Source organism: Roseiconus lacunae (assembly GCF_008312935.1).
In the GTDB taxonomy this organism is placed as follows: Bacteria; Planctomycetota; Planctomycetia; order Pirellulales; family Pirellulaceae; genus Stieleria; species Stieleria lacunae.
In genome coordinates, this window is the sequence record NZ_VSZO01000012.1 from 85,098 (window position 1) to 105,777 (window position 20,680).

17 protein-coding genes are annotated in these 20,680 nt (G+C 56.3%); 4 read left to right on the forward strand and 13 right to left on the reverse strand.

The window, feature by feature from the left end:
• Window positions 1-116 precede the first annotated feature (116 nt).
• Window positions 117-2,084, forward strand: a complete 1,968-nt coding sequence (locus tag FYC48_RS16630; protein WP_149497859.1) for a membrane or secreted protein — start codon at window positions 117-119, stop codon at window positions 2,082-2,084.
• Between the two features lie 175 nt (window positions 2,085-2,259).
• Here FYC48_RS16630 and FYC48_RS16635 read toward each other — a convergent pair whose 3' ends face one another.
• The 7 genes from FYC48_RS16635 to larB form a co-directional block, all read right to left on the reverse strand.
• Window positions 2,260-3,249 (reverse strand): DHH family phosphoesterase, encoded by a 990-nt coding sequence (locus FYC48_RS16635; protein ID WP_149497860.1) that lies wholly within the window; start codon window positions 3,247-3,249, stop codon window positions 2,260-2,262.
• A complete protein-coding gene (locus FYC48_RS16640; RefSeq protein ID WP_149497861.1) occupies window positions 3,246-4,211 on the reverse strand; it encodes a bifunctional riboflavin kinase/FAD synthetase in 966 nt (321 codons plus the stop codon). Before FYC48_RS16640 ends, FYC48_RS16635 begins: the two co-directional genes overlap by 4 nt.
• Window positions 4,212-4,510: 299 nt before the next feature.
• Window positions 4,511-5,575, reverse strand: coding sequence for an ABC transporter permease (locus FYC48_RS16645; RefSeq protein WP_149497862.1), 1,065 nt, complete (start codon window positions 5,573-5,575; stop codon window positions 4,511-4,513).
• A gap of 39 nt (window positions 5,576-5,614) precedes the next feature.
• The gene (locus FYC48_RS16650) at window positions 5,615-7,093 is read right to left on the reverse strand and encodes a sugar ABC transporter ATP-binding protein (RefSeq protein WP_149497863.1); all 1,479 of its coding nucleotides are present in this window, start codon (window positions 7,091-7,093) and stop codon (window positions 5,615-5,617) included.
• On the reverse strand, window positions 7,090-8,076 hold the full coding sequence (locus FYC48_RS16655) for an ABC transporter substrate-binding protein (protein ID WP_149497864.1): 987 nt from the start codon (window positions 8,074-8,076) through the stop codon (window positions 7,090-7,092). Before FYC48_RS16655 ends, FYC48_RS16650 begins: the two co-directional genes overlap by 4 nt.
• A 281-nt stretch (window positions 8,077-8,357) precedes the next feature.
• Window positions 8,358-9,329 carry an NAD(P)H-hydrate dehydratase gene (locus FYC48_RS16660; protein WP_149497865.1) on the reverse strand — a complete coding sequence of 324 codons (972 nt, stop codon included), beginning with the start codon at window positions 9,327-9,329 and terminating at the stop codon, window positions 8,358-8,360.
• A 51-nt stretch (window positions 9,330-9,380) separates the two neighbouring features.
• Complete coding sequence (gene larB / locus FYC48_RS16665) at window positions 9,381-10,265, reverse strand: nickel pincer cofactor biosynthesis protein LarB (protein WP_149497866.1); 885 nt, start codon at window positions 10,263-10,265, stop codon at window positions 9,381-9,383.
• 113 nt (window positions 10,266-10,378) lie between these two features.
• On the opposite strand from larB, the gene FYC48_RS16670 reads away from it, so the two are divergent.
• Window positions 10,379-11,599 carry an argininosuccinate synthase gene (locus tag FYC48_RS16670; RefSeq protein ID WP_149497867.1) on the forward strand — a complete coding sequence of 407 codons (1,221 nt, stop codon included), beginning with the start codon at window positions 10,379-10,381 and terminating at the stop codon, window positions 11,597-11,599.
• 122 nt (window positions 11,600-11,721) lie between these two features.
• On the opposite strand, the gene FYC48_RS16675 is transcribed toward FYC48_RS16670, so the two are convergent.
• Window positions 11,722-12,639, reverse strand: coding sequence for a DUF1559 family PulG-like putative transporter (locus FYC48_RS16675; RefSeq protein ID WP_149497868.1), 918 nt, complete (start codon window positions 12,637-12,639; stop codon window positions 11,722-11,724).
• A gap of 155 nt (window positions 12,640-12,794) precedes the next feature.
• Here FYC48_RS16675 and dtd point away from each other — a divergent pair, with 155 nt between their 5' ends.
• Window positions 12,795-13,238, forward strand: coding sequence for a D-aminoacyl-tRNA deacylase (dtd, locus tag FYC48_RS16680; RefSeq protein ID WP_315853782.1), 444 nt, complete (start codon window positions 12,795-12,797; stop codon window positions 13,236-13,238).
• 130 nt (window positions 13,239-13,368) lie between these two features.
• On the opposite strand, the gene FYC48_RS16685 is transcribed toward dtd, so the two are convergent.
• Complete coding sequence (locus FYC48_RS16685) at window positions 13,369-14,112, reverse strand: metal-dependent hydrolase (protein ID WP_149497870.1); 744 nt, start codon at window positions 14,110-14,112, stop codon at window positions 13,369-13,371.
• Window positions 14,113-14,353: 241 nt separating this feature from the next.
• Here FYC48_RS16685 and FYC48_RS16690 point away from each other — a divergent pair, with 241 nt between their 5' ends.
• Window positions 14,354-14,953, forward strand: a complete 600-nt coding sequence (locus FYC48_RS16690; protein ID WP_149497871.1) for a CvpA family protein — start codon at window positions 14,354-14,356, stop codon at window positions 14,951-14,953.
• 378 nt (window positions 14,954-15,331) lie between these two features.
• On the opposite strand, the gene FYC48_RS16695 is transcribed toward FYC48_RS16690, so the two are convergent.
• The 4 genes from FYC48_RS16695 to FYC48_RS16710 form a co-directional block, all read right to left on the reverse strand.
• The gene (locus FYC48_RS16695) at window positions 15,332-16,309 is read right to left on the reverse strand and encodes an acetyl-CoA carboxylase carboxyltransferase subunit alpha (protein WP_149497872.1); all 978 of its coding nucleotides are present in this window, start codon (window positions 16,307-16,309) and stop codon (window positions 15,332-15,334) included.
• A gap of 6 nt (window positions 16,310-16,315) precedes the next feature.
• Window positions 16,316-17,263, reverse strand: coding sequence for a serine/threonine-protein kinase (locus FYC48_RS16700; RefSeq protein ID WP_149497873.1), 948 nt, complete (start codon window positions 17,261-17,263; stop codon window positions 16,316-16,318).
• Between the two features lie 147 nt (window positions 17,264-17,410).
• Window positions 17,411-18,646, reverse strand: coding sequence for a glycosyltransferase family 4 protein (locus tag FYC48_RS16705; protein WP_149497874.1), 1,236 nt, complete (start codon window positions 18,644-18,646; stop codon window positions 17,411-17,413).
• A 49-nt stretch (window positions 18,647-18,695) separates the two neighbouring features.
• Window positions 18,696-20,429, reverse strand: coding sequence for an SMP-30/gluconolactonase/LRE family protein (locus tag FYC48_RS16710; protein WP_149497875.1), 1,734 nt, complete (start codon window positions 20,427-20,429; stop codon window positions 18,696-18,698).
• Window positions 20,430-20,680 lie beyond the last annotated feature (251 nt).

Genomic DNA, 20,680 nt, shown 5'->3' on the forward strand with positions numbered 1-20,680 from the left:
CGAAGGGCCGGGGAATGACGATAGCGTGGTTGCATTTGCGAAGAATTCCCGCAGAAACAACTTTTTCCAGAGGTTCCAGCCACCACGCGAGGCGGAATCTGCCGAAAGACAACGATATGAAATCTTTTCTCCGATACAGCCAAAATCTTCTGTCGGTTTGCCTCCTCGCCGTGTTAGTGACCCCCGCACTGACCAAACGAGTGGCAGCACAAGAAAACCAGCCAGCCACAAAGTCTGACTTGGCGAATGCAGGCGATTCCTACGTCAACGCAGTCGACTTGCTCCCAGAATCGACCGCCGGTGTCGTTCGTATCCCCCGACTTCCTGATTTCTGCAACGCCTGGCAGCAAACCAATCTGGGACAGATGTTTGCTTCGAAGGAAATGCAGCCATTCATCGAAGCGCAGCGTGAGCGGGCGATGAGCTACTTCGACACCCTCGATCGCAAAATCGGCCTCAAAGCCAAAGACCTCTATGAGATCGCTTCCGGCGAAGTCGTATTCGCCTGGATGGCGTTCCCCAATGAGAAACGTCCTTTTTCGTTTTGCGTGATCGCCGATACCCGCGGCATGCGGAAGGACGCCGACGCGGTGGCGAAACAGATCGACACCGACCTAAAGGCTGGCGGCGCGACTCGGGAAGACATCTCCGTGGGCGAGGAGACGATTCGCGTTTATCGAACCAAGCCAAAACCGGGACAGCTCAAAGTCGAAGAGATCGCCTTGTCATGGAACGATGATCGATTCGTCGCGGCCGACCGCGAAATCGTTATCAGAAACTTGCTCGAGGCAGTCCGCGACGAAGACGCTCGAAAAGCATTCTCCAAACGCGAGACATACGTCGACGCGATGAAGCAATCGAGCGATGCGATCGCCCAGTCCAAAGACGACGCCGCGAAGGTGTGCTGGGAGTGGTACGCCGAGCCGTTTTCGATGGGCCGCATCTTGCGTGAAGTCTTTGAATACGACCGCCACGACGACCTAGACATCATCAACCTGCTCGAAGGTCAAGGGTTTGGCGTGATCGAAGCACTCGGCGGCGTCGGCGCTGTCAACGGCGACCGGTTCGATATCCTGCACCGAGGCGTCGTGTTGACATCTGGCAAACTGACCAAGGGCGCGCGGATGCTGCAACCGATCAATCAGCCACTGGAACCGGTGCCGGCTTGGCCAACATCTGACTGCGGCGCGTTCTATCGCATCCAATGGGATTTGGAAACTGCGTTTTGGTCCGCCGAGTCGTTGGTCAATGCTGCATTCGGTGATGACCTATTTCGTCCGATGCTCGAAGGCATCCGCGACGATCCGGCCGGACCGCAAATCGACTTTGCCAAAGACTTCATCCCGAACCTGGCGGATCAAATCCTGTTGATCACCGACAATACGACCCCCGTCAGCTTGGAATCGGATCGGATGTTAATCGCGGTGCGAATCGTCAACGCCGATGTTGTCGCCGAAGTGATCCGCAAGTGGATGGAAGTCGAACCAGACGCTGAGAAACTAGACGTCGAAGAGTTCGATGTTTGGCAAGTCAAACCTGGGAGCGGTACCAGCGATGATGACTTGGACGCAGACTTGGCCGAACTTGGGTTTGGTGGCGACATCGAAGACGACGTCGAACCACTACTAAATCACTGGGCCATCGCGGTCGTCCGCCACGAGGAAGAAGCCTACCTGATGTTTTCCAGCCACGCAGAGCTACTGGTCAAAATGGGAAAACGTTTCCGCAGTGCGGAGACAGGCGATGGGCTCGCGGAAACCAAGACCTGCGAAACGGTCATTGAGGCGATCAAGGACCTTGGCGCCAAAGAGGTCTTCTTGGACGGTGTCTACCAGCCCCATGTCTCACTACGGGCACGGTATGAGTTGCTCCGTCAGGGAAAACTGAAGGACAGCGATTCGGTATTGGCCAACCTGATCCGGCGGTTTGCCGAGGACGAAGAACGGATCAATCAAAACGATCCCTTGAAAGCTTCATTGCTGCCGCCGTTCGCCCAAATCGAAGACTACCTCAAAGGCGGCGGCGTCTTCTGGAATCGCTCGGAAAGCGGCTGGGACATGACCGGTTTCCTGCTCAAGGAATGACACACCAACGTTGACGATCCGAACGTGTGAAGTCGGACCTCTCAAGCCCTACGATCGAAAAGGGGTCAGGACTCAATAGTGAAGCACCCGTAGGGCCGTTCCGGCTATTGAGTCCTGACCCCTTTTCGAGGTTACCTAGCCTTTGGCTCGGTAGCAGCCGGCGCGACGTTGTTTCCTACAGCACGCGTTCGAGTTCTTCTAGCATTGCCGCGAGGACTCGCGAACGGACATCATCCAGACTGCCTTGCTGGAACGCGCCGGCGGCTGCTTTGTGGCCGCCACCGCCGAACCGTGATGCGACTTCGTTGCAGTCGAGATCACATCGGCTACGAAACGAAATTTTGAACCCGCCACGTCGCTGTTCGATAAAGATTACCGCGGCCTTGGTGTTACGAACCGCCAGGGTCAGGTTAATCGAATCCTCGGTGTCACTATGCAGGGCACCGACCGCTTCGAAGTCTCGATTTTCAACGTAGGTGTGAACCAAGGCGCCGTCGAGTTCGGTTGACGTTCGTGAAAGAATCAGACCGCGAAGTTTAAGCCGCTCCAGCGTGTCTCGCTCGTAGAGGTCTCCGTAAATTTCCGCCGGGACAACCCCGCAATCGATCAACCGTGCGATCACGCGATAGGTATCCGACGAAACGCTGCTGAACCGGAACCATCCGGTATCGGTTGCGATTGCCCCAAACAAAGCCGTCGCCATCTTGCGATCGATCGACACGCCTAAGGCATCCGCCGCCGCGACGACCAACGTTCCCGTTGCTTCTGCCTGGTAGTCCTTGTACATCGTCGCCCCCAGGTCTTCTTCGCCGACGTGGTGGTCGAGCACCATTTTGTCACAGGTCGCATTGCGAACGACGTCGGCCATATCGCCAAGCTGTCCCCAAGCGCTAGTGTCCAAAATCATGATGCAGTCACACGAAATCTCGTCGGCTTCGACATGATCGCCGAGGACTTCGATGGTGCCCGCGGGGTCGAGGAATTCCAGTGAAGGCGGGACGCGGTGGGCATTGATGATTCGTACGTCTTTGCCGAGCTTTCGCAGAATTCCCGCCATCCCTAGTTCACTGCCGATCGCGTCGCAGTCCGGCCGCACATGACTGACTAACACGAAGGATTGGTAATGACTGATTTGGTCGGCAAAACGTTTCCAATGAACACTCATGATGATTCTTTAGCGAGAGAGGCTGTTTGCAAACATTGGCGGCATGATCGAATGTCCCGCTGCAACTGGGCGACCAGGGCATCCGCCGATTCAAAGCGTTCGATGCCTCGAACACGGGCGACAAAGTCGACAGCGATCGACTTTCCGTAAAGGTCAGCCTTGTAATCCATCACATGGACTTCGACTTGTTCGGGAACGCCGGAACCGAACGTCGGGCTTTCGCCGAGATGGATCGCCGCGGGGTGCGCTCGATCATCGATCCAGGCAGTTCCGGCATATACACCCGTCGCAGGCATGACGACGTCGGAGACCTTGATGTTGGCGGTCGGAAACCCAATCGTTCGCCCTCGACCATCGCCGCGAATCACTTCGCCGATTACCCGATGTGGAACATCCATCATCGCATGCGCCGCCGCGACATCGCCGTCGGCAAGACACTGCCGAATTCGCGTACTGCTGATGATTTCGCTGCCTTCGCTACGTAGTTCGGCGGCGACGAATTCGATACCGTGCTGCTGACAAAGTCGCGTCAATAAGTCGACGTTACCTTGCCGCCCCTTACCGAAACAAAAGTTGGCACCTTCGACCATCCCTGCGGCACGCAGGTTATTGATCATTAACGCATCAAAGAACGCTTCCGCCGTCAGATCCAGCAGGTCCTTGGTGGTTTCGATCACCACCAAATAGTCGATCCCCAGTCGTTCCATCCGACGGGCTCGTTCGGAAATCGTCGACAGACGACGCGGTGCCGCATCGGGTCGCAGGATTGCGATTGGATGGGGATCGAACACGCAAGCCACCGTTGGTGCGTCCAATCGCCGGGCGAGTTGCCGTGTCTGACGGAGCAGGGCAGCGTGCCCGAGGTGAACACCGTCAAAGTTGCCGATCGAAGCCACACAACCATGAAGCGCAGCGGGGATCGTCGCTGCGGTAGCATCGGCGAGCGAAACGATCTCGGTCACAATAGCTGGTCAATAATAGGGGAAGGGAAGAAACCGTAGTTTGGTCGAAACGGATGCTTCTGGCGAGTGGGGAAACCGCACCCACCTAAGCGAAACGGCAGGGTCGTTGGCCGGGATTGGAATTCGGGCAACAGCACTCGCCCACTGATCGAAGTCGAATTCTCGGTTGCGACAATCCGCCGGAAGTCTTGCCTACGGATCTTCCCCGTTGGTGGCATTGAATTGACCAGACCGGGGGCATGTAATGCGTCCGGTTTGGCCTCGCCCACAAGGGAGGTGGAGACAAAAAGCGAATAAAACTAACGCATTCGGTCAAACAGCCACTTTGGTTTACCGCTGCGAAGCCCATCGATCAACACCGCGATGATGATGATGATCCCGATGATGATATGGGTGTAAGTGTTGGGGATCGAAAGCATCGTGCATCCGCTACTGATCGATTTGATGATCAGTGCCCCAATAATCGTCCCCAATACCGAGCCTCGACCGCCACTTAAACTGCCGCCCCCGAGGACCACGGCTGCGATAATCTCCAGTTCTTTTCCGGTACCGTCAGACGGGTTGCCATTTTTAACGTTGGCGAAGTAGAGCAGGGCACCGACAGCAACAAACACGCCCGAAAACGCGTACACCGCGACCGTTGTCATCCCGACGCGAATCCCGCATAGCCTGGCCGTCGCAGGGTTGGATCCCACCGCGACGACGTTGCGACCGAAAACAGAGAAGTGCATCAGTGCCGCGACGGCGAGTCCCAACACAATGGCGATCAACGCACTCGACGGCACATGCAGAAAATCAAACCAGTAGTACTCCGAATTGCTTCCCGTATAACACAAGTGCCGCAACCAATCGGGCAAGTGATCAGGTTCGGGATAGACCGTCGACTCGCTCGCCAATACCTGTCCGATGCCGAGAAAGATCGTCATCGTACCGAGTGTCACGATGAAGGGAACGATCTCGGCCATCGCGATAATCAAGCCATTGATCAAACCACAGACAACGCCCACCCCAAGCCCAGCGGCGAGTGCACAAACAATCCAAAATGTTGCCTCGTCTTGTCCGATGGGAACCGTATGGTCACGGAAGGCGACGGCGAGCGCGGTCCCGCACAATGTGAGCGCTGTGCCGGCTGACAAATCGATCCCGCCGGCAATGATAATCATCGTCATCCCAAGCGCTGGGACGGCAACCAACGCTGCCGAGTTGGCGATCACACGAGCGTTTCGTGCCGAGAAGAAACTCTGACTGCCGTACTGGTAGTCCAGGATCGAGAACAACCCGATCACAACAAACAGTGCGTAAGTGGGGCCGAGTCTCCCGAGGAATTTCCAAATGGAATTGGGTCGTTGCTTACTTTCAGTCATCGTTTGTAAAGGTGAATCAGTTCACACGTTTGGCAGGTTTCAACTGACCGCTGCCGCCATCAAATCTTCCTCGGTCCATTCCTTCGACTTCCGAACTTCGATCAGTTGACCACGTGCCATCACGCCAATTCGGTCACAAACGGCGAGTAGTTCGGGCAAGTAAGAGCTGACGAAGACGATTGTACGTCCCGACGCGGCAAGTTCACCAATCATGCGGTAAATCTCGGCTTTTGTCCCGATGTCGATTCCCTTGGTCGGTTCGTCAAGAAGATAGACGTCGGCATGCTGTGCCAACAATCGGGCAAAGGCGACCTTTTGCTGATTACCGCCGGATAGTTCCGACACCGACTGGTCCGCACTATGAGCCTTGATCTCGACCTGATGGATCAAACGCTCGGTTTCCTTGCGACGCGATCGCAGATTAATCCAACCGAACAAGCTGAATCGGTGATGGTTCCCCATGCACACATTCTCGGTCACCGAAAGGTTTTGTGCCAAGCCTTCGGTTTTCCGGTCTTCGCTTAGTAGTCCAAACCCGGCCTTACGTCTGGCACCGACGCGGTGCGGTAAACTGCGTCCCTCCAGTTGAACGTGTCCTTGGTAAGTCGGCTCAAGAGCATACAAACAACGCAACAATTCCGTCCGTCCCGCGCCGACTAACCCGGCGACACCAAAGATTTCGCCCTCGTAAATACGCAGCGACACATCAGTCGGGGCAGGGGAGGCAGACACGTTTTTCAGTGTCAAATGCGGCATTCCGACATCGTGCGGCACGTGTGGGAACAAGTCATCAACATCGCGACCGACCATCATCGAAATGATTTGGTCGTCGGTCACCTCGTCCAGTCGCCCCTCACCGACGCTGTGCCCGTCACGCAGCACCGCATAGTCATCGGCGACGCGCCGGACTTCTTCGAGAAAGTGGCTGATGTAGATGATCGCCATTCCGCGATCACGCAACTGCCCGATGATTTCGAACAATCGCTCGACGTCCGCGGCAGGCAACGAACTTGTCGGCTCATCGAGCAGCAAAATCTTCGCGTCACTAATGAGCGCCCGGGCGACCTCGATCAGTTGGCATGTCGCGATCGACTGATCACCGGTTCGAGCTTTCGGGGATAGGTGCCCCAGTCCGACACGTTCCATAGCGTCGCGAACGATTGTTCGCTGGGCAGTGCGAAGCAGGGTTCCGAGACCGGTCCCGGACCGCCCAAGCATCAGATTGTCTTCGATACTGAGGTCCGGCGCCAAAGTGAGTTCCTGGTAAACAATCGCGACTCCACGTTGGCGTGCGTTGATCGGGCCACTGGGCGCGTAACGTTGTCCGTCGAGCAGCATCGCCCCGGAGTCGGGTCGGTGAGCACCGCTGAGAGTCTTCAGCAACGTGCTTTTCCCCGCACCATTCTCGCCGATCAATGCCAAGACGCGACCGGCTTGTGCTTTCAAGCAGACACGATCCAAAGCGATCGTTGGGCCAAATCGCTTGCTAACGTCGGTGACTTCTAACAGCGAACTCAATCGACAATCTGTGGCTTGAGTAGCTTTTTCATTTCCTCTTCGTCCATGTTGTCTGGCGTCGCAAGGTACTCACCGGTGCTTTGGAATGCTTCGGCAGATTTTCCTTCAAGTGAGCCGATAAGAGACATCACACTTTGGTATCCCATTTGAATCGGATCTTGGAGGACGATTCCATGAACGTTTCCTTCGCGCATCCCTTCGATCAACGCATCGCTGGGGTCGAAGGCAATGAACTTCACCTTGCCTTGTAGACCGGCGTTCTTAATCGCTTCTAATGTCCCGTTGGCATTCGGTTCGCAAACCGAAAAGACCCCGTCGACCTCGTCCCCGTAGAGTTGCAACAACTGATCGGCTTTTTCCTTGGCCGATGTCGCGGTATCACCGCCATACTGGTCACTCGAAAGGACGTTGATGTCCGGATACTTTGAGAGGCCATCCAAGAAACCGTTCTCACGCTGTTCCGTACTCTCACTTCCGGCTAGATATCGCAACAAGATCACGTCGCCTTCTTCGCCGAGCGCCTTCGCCATTGCGTCGGCTGCCATCTGACCACCTTTAAAGTTATCGGTGGCGACATAGCTGACAATGGCAGGCCCCTCATCGAGTCCACTGTCAAAAATTACAACCGGGATGCCTTCGCCGATTGCCTCTTCGACGGCGTCAACCAATCCACCTTTTTGATTGGGTGCCAACACGATGCCGTCGACACCACGGGTGATCATGTCTTTGACCACTTCGATCTGGCTACCGGTATCACTTTCGACGACCGGTCCTTTCCAAATGACTTCAACATCACCGATTTCATCGGCGGCTTTCTCGGCGCCAAAATGAACCGACTTCCAAAACTCGTGGCTAGTGCCCTTGGGGATCACCGCGATCCGGCGAACGGCGTCGGCGTTATCGGATCCGGCCTTCGGCGAACAACCAGCGACCACGATCGTCAGCGTGGCAAGAATCAGTTTCAGCGGAGTGTATTGCTTCATCACGATTGAAAAGGGAAAAGGAAGGAGGGCAGGGGAGAGTCCATCGTCAGCCAGGCGCAGCCACGGGATTAAAAACAACAGTCGTTAGAACTCCGTTACAAACTAAAAATCCGGATGTGAACCGTCAGCCGACGGGTGTTAGCCCCGGTGATTGTGACGCAACCGTAGCTAACGCCATGCGGCTTATCCCGATACCAGTAAAAAAGGCATAGGCCTTGGCCCAGATCACGGATGCATGTTCAAAACAGAGCTTCATCAAACCCTCATGATAACCGATGCGGTCATTCGATTGCTCGGATCGCGGCCGGAAGATGGCCAAGAATTTCACGGCAAGTCAGTGATGCTTGCCCGATCGCTTGGGCGGCGAAATCGCCAGCCAAGCCGTGCAAATAGACGGCCAACGTCGCGGCGTCGAATGCGCCCAGCCCTTGCCCCAACAAAGACGTCACCACTCCGGTCAATACGTCTCCGCTACCCGCGGTCGCCATGCCAGGATTGCCAGTGCGATTGCGGTAAACTTGAACTCCTTGTGAATTTTGCGCCGGCACGTCGGCGGTGGCCGCGGTCTTCAGCAACTCACCAGAGACAACCCAGGTCGGCCCGCCTTTGACAACGATCGTCATGCCAAACCGTTCCGCCAAAGACTTCGCCGCTTCGATCTGGGCGTCGCGATCTTTAGCGGAAACGCCGGTCAATCGTGCGAGTTCGCCGGGGTGCGGCGTCAGCACTAACGTGGACTGATCCAGCGGCAAAGTTGACTTGCCGCGGTGCTCTGAATTCCGAAGCAGGGCAGGGGAGTGCAGCCAATTCTCCTTGGCAATAATGTTGATCGCGTCGGCATCAAAAACCCGATGTTGATCGGCTTGCCAGAACAGTTGCTCGACCAAAGCCGTCGCCCCAGCCCCGGTGCCCATCCCGGGACCGCAGCCGACCACGTCATACGGCTTGGTGTTGACCGAGGCGTCGGCCCCAAAGGCCCCTACACCGTCATCTTGAATTGGAATCGTCATCACCCCTGGATGAAAGCCGGCGACGGTCTCCAGACAACGATCAGGGATCGCTACCGAAACCAATCCCGATCCGGTGGCCAGTGCCGCCATCGACGACAGTGAAATGGAACCGGCCATCCCACGCGAGCCACCGACAAGCAAGACGCGACCGAAGTTTCCTTTGTGGGCATCGGCCGCCCGATAGGGCCATCGCTGATCGGCGGGAGCGGATTCGATGAACGGAGGAGGGGAGGGGACTTTCATGATTCAATCACGACAAACGACATGGACGACCGACCTGCGACGCGTTTCACCTTACTCTTCTTCATCAGATGCGTTTCGGTTCTCGGGTCGATTGAATTCAGGACTTTTCACGACCAAGCCTGACAGATAGGCCGCTTTGAAGCCGGCGTCGATATTGACAACGGCCACATTGGACGAGCAACAGCTAAGCATGCCCATCAATGGGGTCAGTCCGCCTAAAGTCGCGCCGTAACCGACGCTGGTCGGAACCGCGAACACCGGCACAGAAAGATGTCCTCCCACCGCGGCCGGTAGCGCACCTTCCATTCCAGCGATAACGATGACCGCGGCGGCTTGTCGTAATTCCGGTACCGCGGCAAGCAACCGATCCGGTCCGGCGACGCCAATGTCGTTAAAAGAACGAAACGGGATCCCCATCCAGTGCAAGGTTTCGATTGCTTCTTCACACACCGGTGCATCGGTGCTACCGGCGGTGACCACGGCCACGTGACGAACCAACCGTGTAGCCGACATGTCCAGAGGACTCGGCGTCTTGTTGGCGGCGGCACCTGCCAATAAGCATCGTGCGTCAGGATTGTAGCGAACCTCGGGAATAAACTCGGCGACCGCCTTTGCGGTTTCATCGGTCACTCGGGTCGCCAGCGAATCTTGGCCGGCCTGTCGCTGCCGACGCATGATTTCGGCGATCAATTCCGCCGGTTTGCCAGCCCCATAGATCACCTCGGCGAACCCACATCGGCGCTGGCGATCCAAGTCCAATGTCAGCGGGAGCGAGACTCCGCTGCCCGCCGATTCAGTGTCCGCCGAGCTAAGCTGGAGGTTGCCCGGGGGGGAGGTCAACCGCGAGACCGCCGTTTCGACGCTCGTCTTCCCGGTAGCGACGCCGGCAAGCAGGGCGGCCAAGTCGTCGGTGGAAACATCGGATCGGTGGGGCATTCGTCAGGTTGTCTTCGTTGGGGGCTGGCAATCGGCGGCGTCGATGCTTCAATAGGGAGGCAATTATCGTACCACGAGCTCGTTTTCATCGTTTCGATCAAGGATCAAAGTACATGTCGACCAAAAAGTGTGTCCTCGCTTACTCCGGCGGACTGGATACGTCTGTCATTCTGGGCTGGCTTCAAGACCAGGGATACGAGGTCCATGCGGTGTACGTCGACCTCGGTCAACCTTGTGAAGACCGCGACGCAATCATGGAGAAAGCTCGGACTTGTGGTGCCGCGTCGGCGCGTTTAATCGATGTCCGCGAGGAATTGTGCCGGGACTTTGCCTTCCCCGTACTCGCTTGGCAAGCCAAGTACGAACAGATTTATCTGCTCGGCACCTCGATCGCGCGACCGCTGATCAGCAAAATCTGCTTGCAAGTCGCTCGCGAAGTCGGTGCGAAAGCATATGCCCATGGTGCGACAGGGAAGGGCAACGACCAATGTCGCTTCCAACTGGCCGCCGAAGCCCTCGACCCGACCGTCGAAATCATTGCCCCCTGGCGGATCAAAGAATTCCGTGAAGCCTTCCCCGGCCGAACGGAATTGATCGATTACTGCGAAAAGAAAAACATCCCCGTCAAAGCGTCGACCGCCAAACCCTACAGCAGCGACGAAAACGTTTTGCACATCAGCTACGAAGCCGGCCAGTTGGAAGAACTGGACGTCAATGGTGTCGAACTGGTCGACTTCGGAATGGGCGTCAGCCCACAAGAAGCTCCTGACAAAAGCGAATCGGTCACGATCGGCTTCAAGTCGGGCGTTCCGGTCACGCTGGACGGAAAAGAAGTCTCCGCACTCGAAATGGTCGAGCAGCTCAACACGATCGCCGGCCGCAATGGTGTCGGACGGATCGACATGGTCGAAAACCGCTTCGTCGGAATGAAGAGCCGCGGTGTTTATGAATCGCCCGGCATGACCGTTCTTTACGACGCGCTGATGTACATCGAACAACTCGCGATGGACCGCGACCTGATGCACCTGCGTGATCGCCTGGCCCCCGAAGTCGCCGAGATGGTCTATTACGGATTCTGGTACACGCCAAAGATGGACGCCTTGATGTCGTTCATCCAACAAGCACAAACGCCGGTCACCGGAGAAGTAACGCTCAAGCTCTACAAAGGCAACATCTCTGTCGACTCACGCAAGAGCCCGAACAGCCTTTACGACGAAGAGATCGCAACCATGGAAGGTGGCGGGTCGTACAACCAAGACGACGCCGAAGGTTTCTTGCGAATCCAAGGTCTGCCGAGCCGAGTCCAAGGTCGCATCACACCGCGACAGTATTAAGCGGTAGCATTGAGCTGCGATCCGGCAAACGATGCCCATCATCCGATCGAGTCGACCGCCGGCAGCCGAATAGCTGCCGGCGTTTTTTAATAGGCGGTAGGCTTACAAGGCCGGCAGGCGTGTCAATCCAACGTATCGTCGGCCAACGGCTCGTTACCGCGTGGCGTCACCAGCGCGTTGAACGTCGCCGGCGGCATCTCGTTGGGTAAAAAATGCCCACGCCCGTCGACGGTCACCACCGTCACCCCGCTCTTGATCATCCCCCCTGGTTCGACGCCCAGGTTCCCATTAATCACGCCTCGCATCTTGGCAAAATCGTAGTCGAGCGGTTCGGTCCAACCACCGCCGGCCCGATTCGAGGGCGCCGCGCCGGCGATCAACAGAATCGTTTGCGCCGGCTTATCGGTGACATCTTCCGGGCCGAGCGGCCCCTGCGGCGGAAACAAGGTGCCTTTACCGGTGACCATGTAATAACCTGCCCGCCCGATGATTGTGGAATCATCCGCCGGGTGCAAATAAACCTCCGGCATCATGTAGGCCGCATCAATATTTGTGGGATGATTCCACGGCTTGCCTAAATCAAATCCGTCGTACATCGTTTGCTCGCCGAGATAGGGCAACAGCAGTACTCGCCATGAATGCATCGGCATGCCCGCGGCGTTGCGTATCATCGGCGGTGGATAAACACCGTAGTCCGCCGCATAAGCGTTCATCGCCGCCGCGATCGTTTCAAGGTTACTGAGCGATGCCCGTTGCTTACGAACTTCGGCCAACCGTGTCACACTACTGCCGCCGAACTGAACGATCACAAACACCAGTGAAACAAGCAGCAGCAGCACCACGCCTGCCGCGATCAACTTCCCCATCGATCGCGCCGCCGGTCTCAATGGCATGTCAGTAGCAGAATGTTTGGCCGCGCCGGTAAAGTCCGGGATTTCGATCGCACCGCCACAGGTAAAACACTCGCCCGACTGCCCGCTGTAACGATCCTCTACCTGAGTTTTGGCGGAGCAATGAGGGCAGGTAAACAGATAAGGCATCGATGTCGTCAGTAAAAACGGGCGTGTATCCGGGGTCCATTCTTCTGCCTCACAGTATAACCTTCTTGAAGCGCCGTGCTTTGGCCCAGCTGGAACTTCGTGTTCGATCGGCCGTACGCCCAACATCAACGTGACAGAGGAACAGACCCTTGCGAGTGGTATTGCAGCGAGTCAGCGAAGCGTCCGTCAAAGTGGACGAAGAAATCGTCGGTCAAATCAACCATGGCTTCGTCGCCTTAGTCGGAATCGGCCACGGCGATGATGAAAAAATCATCGAGTGGATGGCAGACAAAACCGTCCAGTTACGCGTATTCGAAGACGACGCGGGCAAGATGAACCGCTCCCTCGCCGATGTCAGCGGTGGCGTACTCGCGATCAGTCAGTTCACTCTTTACGGTGACTGCCGCAAAGGGCGGCGCCCCGCGTTCACGGCCGCCGCCGCACCCGAAGTCGCCAAACAGCTTTACGAACATTATGTCAATGCGATCGGCAAGCATGGCATCGAAGTCCAAACCGGAATCTTCGCCGCCGATATGAAGGTCTCACTGATCAACGACGGCCCGGTCACCATGCTGCTCGACCGCGAAGCGGATGCGTAAGCGGAGAAGGGCAGGGCGGTTCGCAAATCCGGACGTGCCCCATCAGCCGACGGACGTTAGCCCCGGTTGTTGCACCGAGACCGTGGCGAACATCAATCAGCTCATCCTAATTTTAGATGTTGACCGATCGCTAACGATAATCCTGCGGTCGACTCGCACGAAACATCGGTGGCTGCCAACCAGGAGCCGACCATGAATCTTGCTCGGTCAAATCATAGCGAGCCCGCTCACGCAAACGCCCGGCGATTTGATTGTCACTGGCAGCGATATAGATCAGCGCAAACAACATCGCGTAAACGATGACGTTGGCCAGCGGATTGGTCCCCAAAAACTTCAATGCGGTTCCGAACGACTTCTTCGTCCTCAATCGCCCGACGCCGACTTCGACCGCCCAGATCTCGTCCAAAATCAGATGAACCATAAAGCCGACGACAACAGCGACGGCTTTATAGGCACGCTCGGCATTACTAGGACATGGCATCACCAAGTAGGCGATCAATCCCGCCGAAGCGGCCGCCGGAATGCTATGCCACATTCCACGATGGACGGTAAAGCGTTTGAAAAATTCAAAGGCGACAAATCGGATCACAACGTAAATCAACATCGCCGCTAGCGCCATCGATTCATGCGACAAGTCTAAGTCCCGAAATCGATTGAGCATCATCATCGGGATAACCGCCGCGGCGAACATACTGATCTCGCGAAGCGGAATCCCGCCGTCACTGTCCAAGTCCGGCAACATGCCGCTGACCGAACAAAGACCGCCAGCCAAAATACTCGTCTCAAGTGTCATCGATTGACTCGTCACGCCCCAGTAGCCATAAGCGGCTCCGACGGCGGTGCTGGCGGTGATGTGCGTTTTAAAATCAGCCACGCTAGCAAATCAATTCTGGCAAATTCGGGAACGATCGAAACGAATCTAAAACTGGGCAATCGTATGTAACGCGTCGCCGCCGCTTGTGCCAAGAGCGATATCGCGATTGATCTTCGCCCCGATTCGGCGATCGACTATAAGGATCGACGTGACCGCTACAAAATCGACACTCGAGCCAACTTTCTCTCGGGCCAGCTTTCAGGCCGCCCCCTGGAGCCCATTGGCAGGAGCCCATTGATCGATGCAACCCTACGACTATGTCATGCTAGCAATCCTCGTCGGCGCGGGCCTGTTTGGCGCCGTGAAGGGATTTGCATGGCAACTAGCATCGATCTCGTCGATTGTGGTCAGCTACTTCGTTGCGTATCGATTTCGCGAGCCGCTGAGTCAATCGATCGAGGCCGAGCCGCCTTGGGATCTATTCCTGGCGATGTTGATTCTGTTCATTGGCACATCGCTGGTGATATGGGTCGCATTCAACATGGTGCGTGAGACGATCGACCGAATGCGACTTAAAGAATTCGATCGTCAAATCGGCGCATTGTTTGGACTAATTAAAGGAGCGCTGTACTGCACGCTGATCACGCTGTTCGCGGTCACGCTAATGGGCGACGCGATCCGATCACAAATCGTCGCCAGCAACAGCGGACGCTTCATCGCTCGGAATCTAGACCGCAGCGAATCGGTGATCCCTCCGGAAGTCCATCACTTTTTGCAACCGTACTTGGAGCGATTCGACGCCGAATTCGAAAACGCTCCCGAGCAACCCAACGCGACACAGTCGGCCGCACAATCTGCGGCAACCATTCAGCGAAACGTCACGCAGTCGGCGATGCGATGAACAGACGCAGGGCACAGCAAAATCCACCGGCGCGGAACAGGCGATCGGCGCACGAACTTGCTCAAATACGGGAAAAATCGCACTGCGAATACAACATAAGAGTGATTATCGGACGTTGCAAATAGGGCGGTTTTGACCGGTTTGGCCAATTCCTAACCGACCTGCGACCATCCACGGTGGTCGTTCGTTGCTTCGCTGCCGAGCCAAACGCATGGACCTCGGCTGGCCTAAGACGCCACACTGGAATGAATACTCAGCCGCTAAACGGCCGGACACACAGATCACGAAAAACAACGCGACCGCCCCTGCGGCTTGGTTGTCGACAACCAAGCGCGGGCTGCAATTGCTTGGTTGTCGACAACCAAGCAAACGTCACGATCACGCCTCGGCAAGCTCAGCTTGCCCTTCCATAAACACGCCGATCTGACGAAATTTTTCGTAGCGTGAATCGAGCAACTCGTCGACCGATTTGGTCTCCAGATCGGCGAGCGTCTTCGCCAGGTACGACTTCAAACGCGACGCCATTTGGTGATGGTCACGATGTGCCCCACCGAGCGGTTCTTCGATGACATCATCGACGACACCCAATCGCTTCAGATTGTCGCTGGTGAATTTCAATGCCGTCGCGGCTCGCGGTGCGTGCTCGTGACTTTTCCACAAAATGCCCGCGCAGCCTTCGGGACTGATGACGCTGTAATAGGCGTGCTGCAAAACCGCGATCCGGTCACCGACGCCAATTCCGAGTGCGCCGCCGGACCCACCTTCGCCGATGACGACGCAGATGATCGGAGTCTTCAACTGGCTCATCTTGAACATGCTTTCGGCGATCACCTGAGCCTGTCCTCGTTCTTCGGCACCGACGCCCGGATAGGCTCCGGGTGTATCGATGAAGCAGATCAACGGCAGTTTGTACTTTTCCGCCAACCGCATCTTCGTCATCGCCTTGCGATAGCCTTCCGGATGGGCGCAGCCGAAGTGGCACGCGGCACGTTCCTTGAACGTTCGACCTTTCTGGTGTCCGAGCACCATGACCTTGAAGCGATCCAGCTTGGCAAATCCGGACAACATCGCGCGGTCATCACCGAAGTGCTTGTCGCCATGCAATTCGACAAAGTCATCGAATGCCAGATTCAAATAGTCTGCCGTATAAGGCCGATTCTTGTGTCGCGCCACCTGCACCGTTTGCCAGGGATCCAACCCCGAGTAAACGTCGCGCAATTGCTTGACCAAATCCAAACGCAGCGATCGCAACTCTGCCTCGGCAGATTCGTTGCGATCGGTTTGCCGTTCGAGCACATTGATGCGGTTTTCGGTTTCCGCAATTTCCAATTCAAAATCTAATCCGGGTCCGGCCATTTATTGTTAGTCCTGTTCGGGATCGAGTTCATCGGCGGTTGGTTTGCGGATCATATCGTCCGCACCGCGAATGCCTGGCAAGTGGTCAAACACGCTGACTTCGGGCTTGCGAGGCCGTTTGTTCCAAAGCTCCATGGAGCGAACTTCTTTCAGTACATCCCACATCGACTGGGGACGACTACCTGGCGACTTCGCCATCATTCGCTTGACAATATCGGCAAAGTCTTTTGAGACGTTGTTGTTGTAAGCGATCGGGCTAGGTACTTGGGCGTTGAGGTGTTTGTTGAGCAAATCGTTCGGTGTGTCTCCGGTGAACGGTGGCTTTCCGGTCGCCATTTCAAACAAGACACATCCAAACGAATAGATATCGGTTCGCTCGTCACAGACCTTACTGCGGATTTGCTCGGGAGCCATGTAGCTGCGAGTTCCCTTGGCGAGCCCACCTCGGTGGAACAGTTTTCCGAGTCCGGTTTTCTTTTTCTCGCTGATCGTGAAGTCAATCAGTTTTGTCTCGCCGTCGCGGCTGACCAAAAAATTATCCGGCTTGACGTCCAAGTGAATCCAACCTCGGGTATGCATGTAGTACAACCCTTCGCCGGCCTGCTCGATAATTTTGTTGAGCATGTAGGCGAGTGAATCCGGGCCGCGGCGCAGCGCCTGTTTGAGGTTCAATTCGCTGAATAGTTCGAGCACCAAGAACGGTCGCTCGTTGGCATAAAGATGGTCAAGGATCCGAATGATCCGCGGGCTGTTCTGCAGGTCTTGCCCGACGTTGTACTCGTGCTTGAGCAAGTTGACTTCGCCTTTGTCCTTGGCGACCGATCCCTTCAAGATTTTTAGCGCGTAGCGCTGATTGTCATTTTCGTCGATCGCTTCCCAGACTTCGGCGGTGGAGCCGGAACGGATGAGTCGGGCCAGGCGATAGGGGCCGAAGAAGTCTCGGGTCTTTGTCATTAGATTTCGGTGCGAAAAGCTCGTGCGTGATTCCGGCTCGTCATCATAGTTCACCGCCCTGCCCTGGGAAAAGGTCGCAACAACGACGGCGGAAAGGGTGAAACTGTAAAAAGCCGGTATTTCGCGAGATTTCCAGCCGCCGGGAGTCTAATTTCGCCGGTTGAGGACTTCTTGATAGATGCCCCGAATCTGGCGGGTCATCGCTTGGTGCCGAAACCGCTCGGTAAATCGCGACTGCCCTTCCCTGCCCAGCCGCTGACGCAGTTCAGCATCTTGAGCCAGCCGGATCAACGATGTCGCGAGCTGCCGGCAATCACGAGGCGGAATTAGGTACCCGGTTTCATCGCTGATGACCACTTCCCTCGCCCCGTCGACATCGAAACTGACGGCCGGCTTTCCGGCGATCAGGGCCTGAGGCAGCGCCCGCGCGAGTCCCTCGCGCAACGACGTGTGAACGAGCACATCCATCGCCCCGATCAGTTCCGGCACCGTTTCGGGGGAAACCAACCCCGTGAAGATAAAGTGCTCCTTTAAACCAATTTCGTCGATCCGCTGCTCCAACGATTCCTTAAGAATGCCATCTCCGACCAACAGAAAACGAACTTGCGGACATTGCTCGATCACCTGCTTTGCCGACGTGATCAAGTCATCGTGACCTTTGAGATGAAACAGTCTCGCAACTTTTCCGACCACCACGTGATCATCGTCAATGCCATAGCGTTGCCGGACCGCGTCGCGACGCTCATTGGCATGAACGAACGGATCAACATTCATCCCACTATAAACGGTCGTGAATTTTTCGCGCGGCGCAACGTCGGCCTCGACCATCAAATCGGTCATCGCATCGGCAACGGACACGATGCGATGGCAGCGTCGGGCGGCATACCGTTCACATCGTTGGAAAAAAGACTTCGCTAACTTGGGTTGAAAATCATGAAACGGGGCCCCATGAACCGTATGAATCACCGCAGGCACATTCAGTGACCACGCGGCGAGGCGTCCCAGCAGCCCCGCCTTGGCGCTGTGCGTATGAACCACGTCGGGCCGATACTCACGAAGCGTGTTACGAATCGATCGATAAGCCGACCAATCCATTGACGGATGAATGTTTCGACGCAGGTCGGGCAGCAGTCGAATGTCTAACTCCCCTGCCCTGCCCCACGAAGCTGCCTGCGGCAATTCTGACGATACGCCAGATGGCGATCGATCGCGGGCGTTGGCAAATCCGCCACGCTCCAACAGGTCACCCTCGGGTCCGAGCGCTGGCCCCGTCACTAACATGACTTCGTCGTCATGTTCGTGAATCAAATCCAAGCAGTTCAAAAGAGTATTTTCTTGCGCCCCGCCGATGATCATTCGTGTGATAACGTGAGCTACGCGCAAGACAACGCCTCTAACAATCGAAGTCTCTGTCGTTCAAATAACGCGAACATTATTGATGTCGTTTCAAGAATTGATCGATGTCGGTCACGACCGTTTGAATCCAATCTGGACGGTTCCAATGCCCATGCGCGGCGTTTTCGTGAATCACCAAGCCCGTCGGACGGCCGAGAGCCTTCATCTTTGAACGGGTCTTTTCGTTTCGTGACGGGTTGTCTTTGCTTCCGCTAATAAACAGAGTCGGAGGCATCGTTTTGTCGACTTGCTCAAACGCATCGGCGAGATGATATAGCGCGGACTGTTCATTGACATCGCCTCCCAACCAGGCTACCGAATTGGAAGCATCAGGATTCTCAAGCGATCGATCGGCGACCGATCCGCTTGCGATTTCGAGCGGACCGGCGAGCACGACGGCCGCGGCCAAGGATGTGTCATCATCGCGATTGTCGCGATGCTTTAATTGATCATTGGCGTCGCCGGCCGCCATCAGGCCGACCAAGTGGCCTCCGGCTGACCCGCCGACCGCGGAAATTTTCAGCGGGTCGATTCCAAACCGATCGGCATGCTTGCGAAGGTAGGCCGTCGCCGCGTTACAGTCTCGGATGGCGGCGGGGAAATGAGCTTCACCGGCCAAACGATACTCAATCGCTGCCGTGACATAGCCGAGTTCCGCCAGCCGTAGTGCGAGCGCCCGGAACTTGGTCTTGTCCCCCTTGCGCCACCCACCACCGTGGACGACCACGATGGCTGGCCTTGGTGCCTCGACCGATTGGGGCTCGAACACGTCCATCAACAACTCTCGATTCCCATCTCGGTGATAAACGACATTCAGGCTCGTCTTGATACTTTCATCGATTGCCGTCGACGTCGGGGCGTCTTGATCTCCATGCATCGGTGGGTTCGGCGAGACAGCAATCCCGCCGACGTCCACGGCATACAAACCGCCGAAGGTACTGAGGTAAAGCGATTGCCCCGTGTTACCCGCAACAATGGCATTGATCGGTCGTTGTGGAGGCTGAATACTACCGATGGATTTGCCGGACGCGTCGTAGACATGAACCGCCTTGGCACCGGTGACATAGACATTGCCGGCGCGATCAACACACATCCCGTCACCACGGAATCCGTCGTCCGTTTCAGGAAGCTGCGCCCATGGCTGTGCGGATTGATCGGCGGGCGCGTCCTTGTCTAGATCGATGCGATAGATCACGCCGGTCCGGGCCGAAGAGCAATACAAGGTCTTTCCCGAAGGGGACAAGGCAATCCCGTTGGGGGCTACCAATCCAGTAGCCACATCTTGAAACTTTCCGTCCGCCGAGATGTGGCGAACGGTTCCCTGACGAGTCATCGTGACATAAACGTTGCCGTGCGCATCGACGGTCAAATCATTGGGCCGTTCGTCAGCTTTGAACTGAGCAAGGGTTTTCGGTTTGCCGCCGGAAAAAGGACGATCGAGGAAGGCAATGCGGGCACCTGGATTATCGGAAAGGTACAACCGTCCGAGCTGAAAAGCAGTGCCGGAAATCGCCACGCCTTCGAGCATCACCTTTGGTTTTTGATCTGGCTTTCGCAAGTTGTACAGACGCAGTGTTTTCTTCTTGACGTCCGGAACAAACAACTGCCCTGCCCCGTCCCAAGCTGCACCGTCGGCGAGTTCAAAATCATCATCGACTAACTTCAATTCGGCATCAGCCGGAATCACAGGAATCTGATTGGCAACAGAATCAACCGAACTTACCACCACGAAGATGGCTAGGAGGCTTGAGCCCAATGCGAGGCGAGACATAGATGGACCTTAGTGGGGAAAGGAGGCATCAACAGCATGAGTGCTTCGTCTTGACCGAACTCTCGAGTTCCGCCCTTCGACCAATCGGTGTTAACCCCGGCGATTTCAGAAAAACCGTGACTCACGCCATTCGATTGACTCTAGTTTTTACGCAGCACTCGCCACATCATAGTCCATCACCGGCAGAGCGAGTGCTCGGTCCACATCGAACGATCGGCTTGGTTGACCTGCAGCCGGACGCGAACACGTGT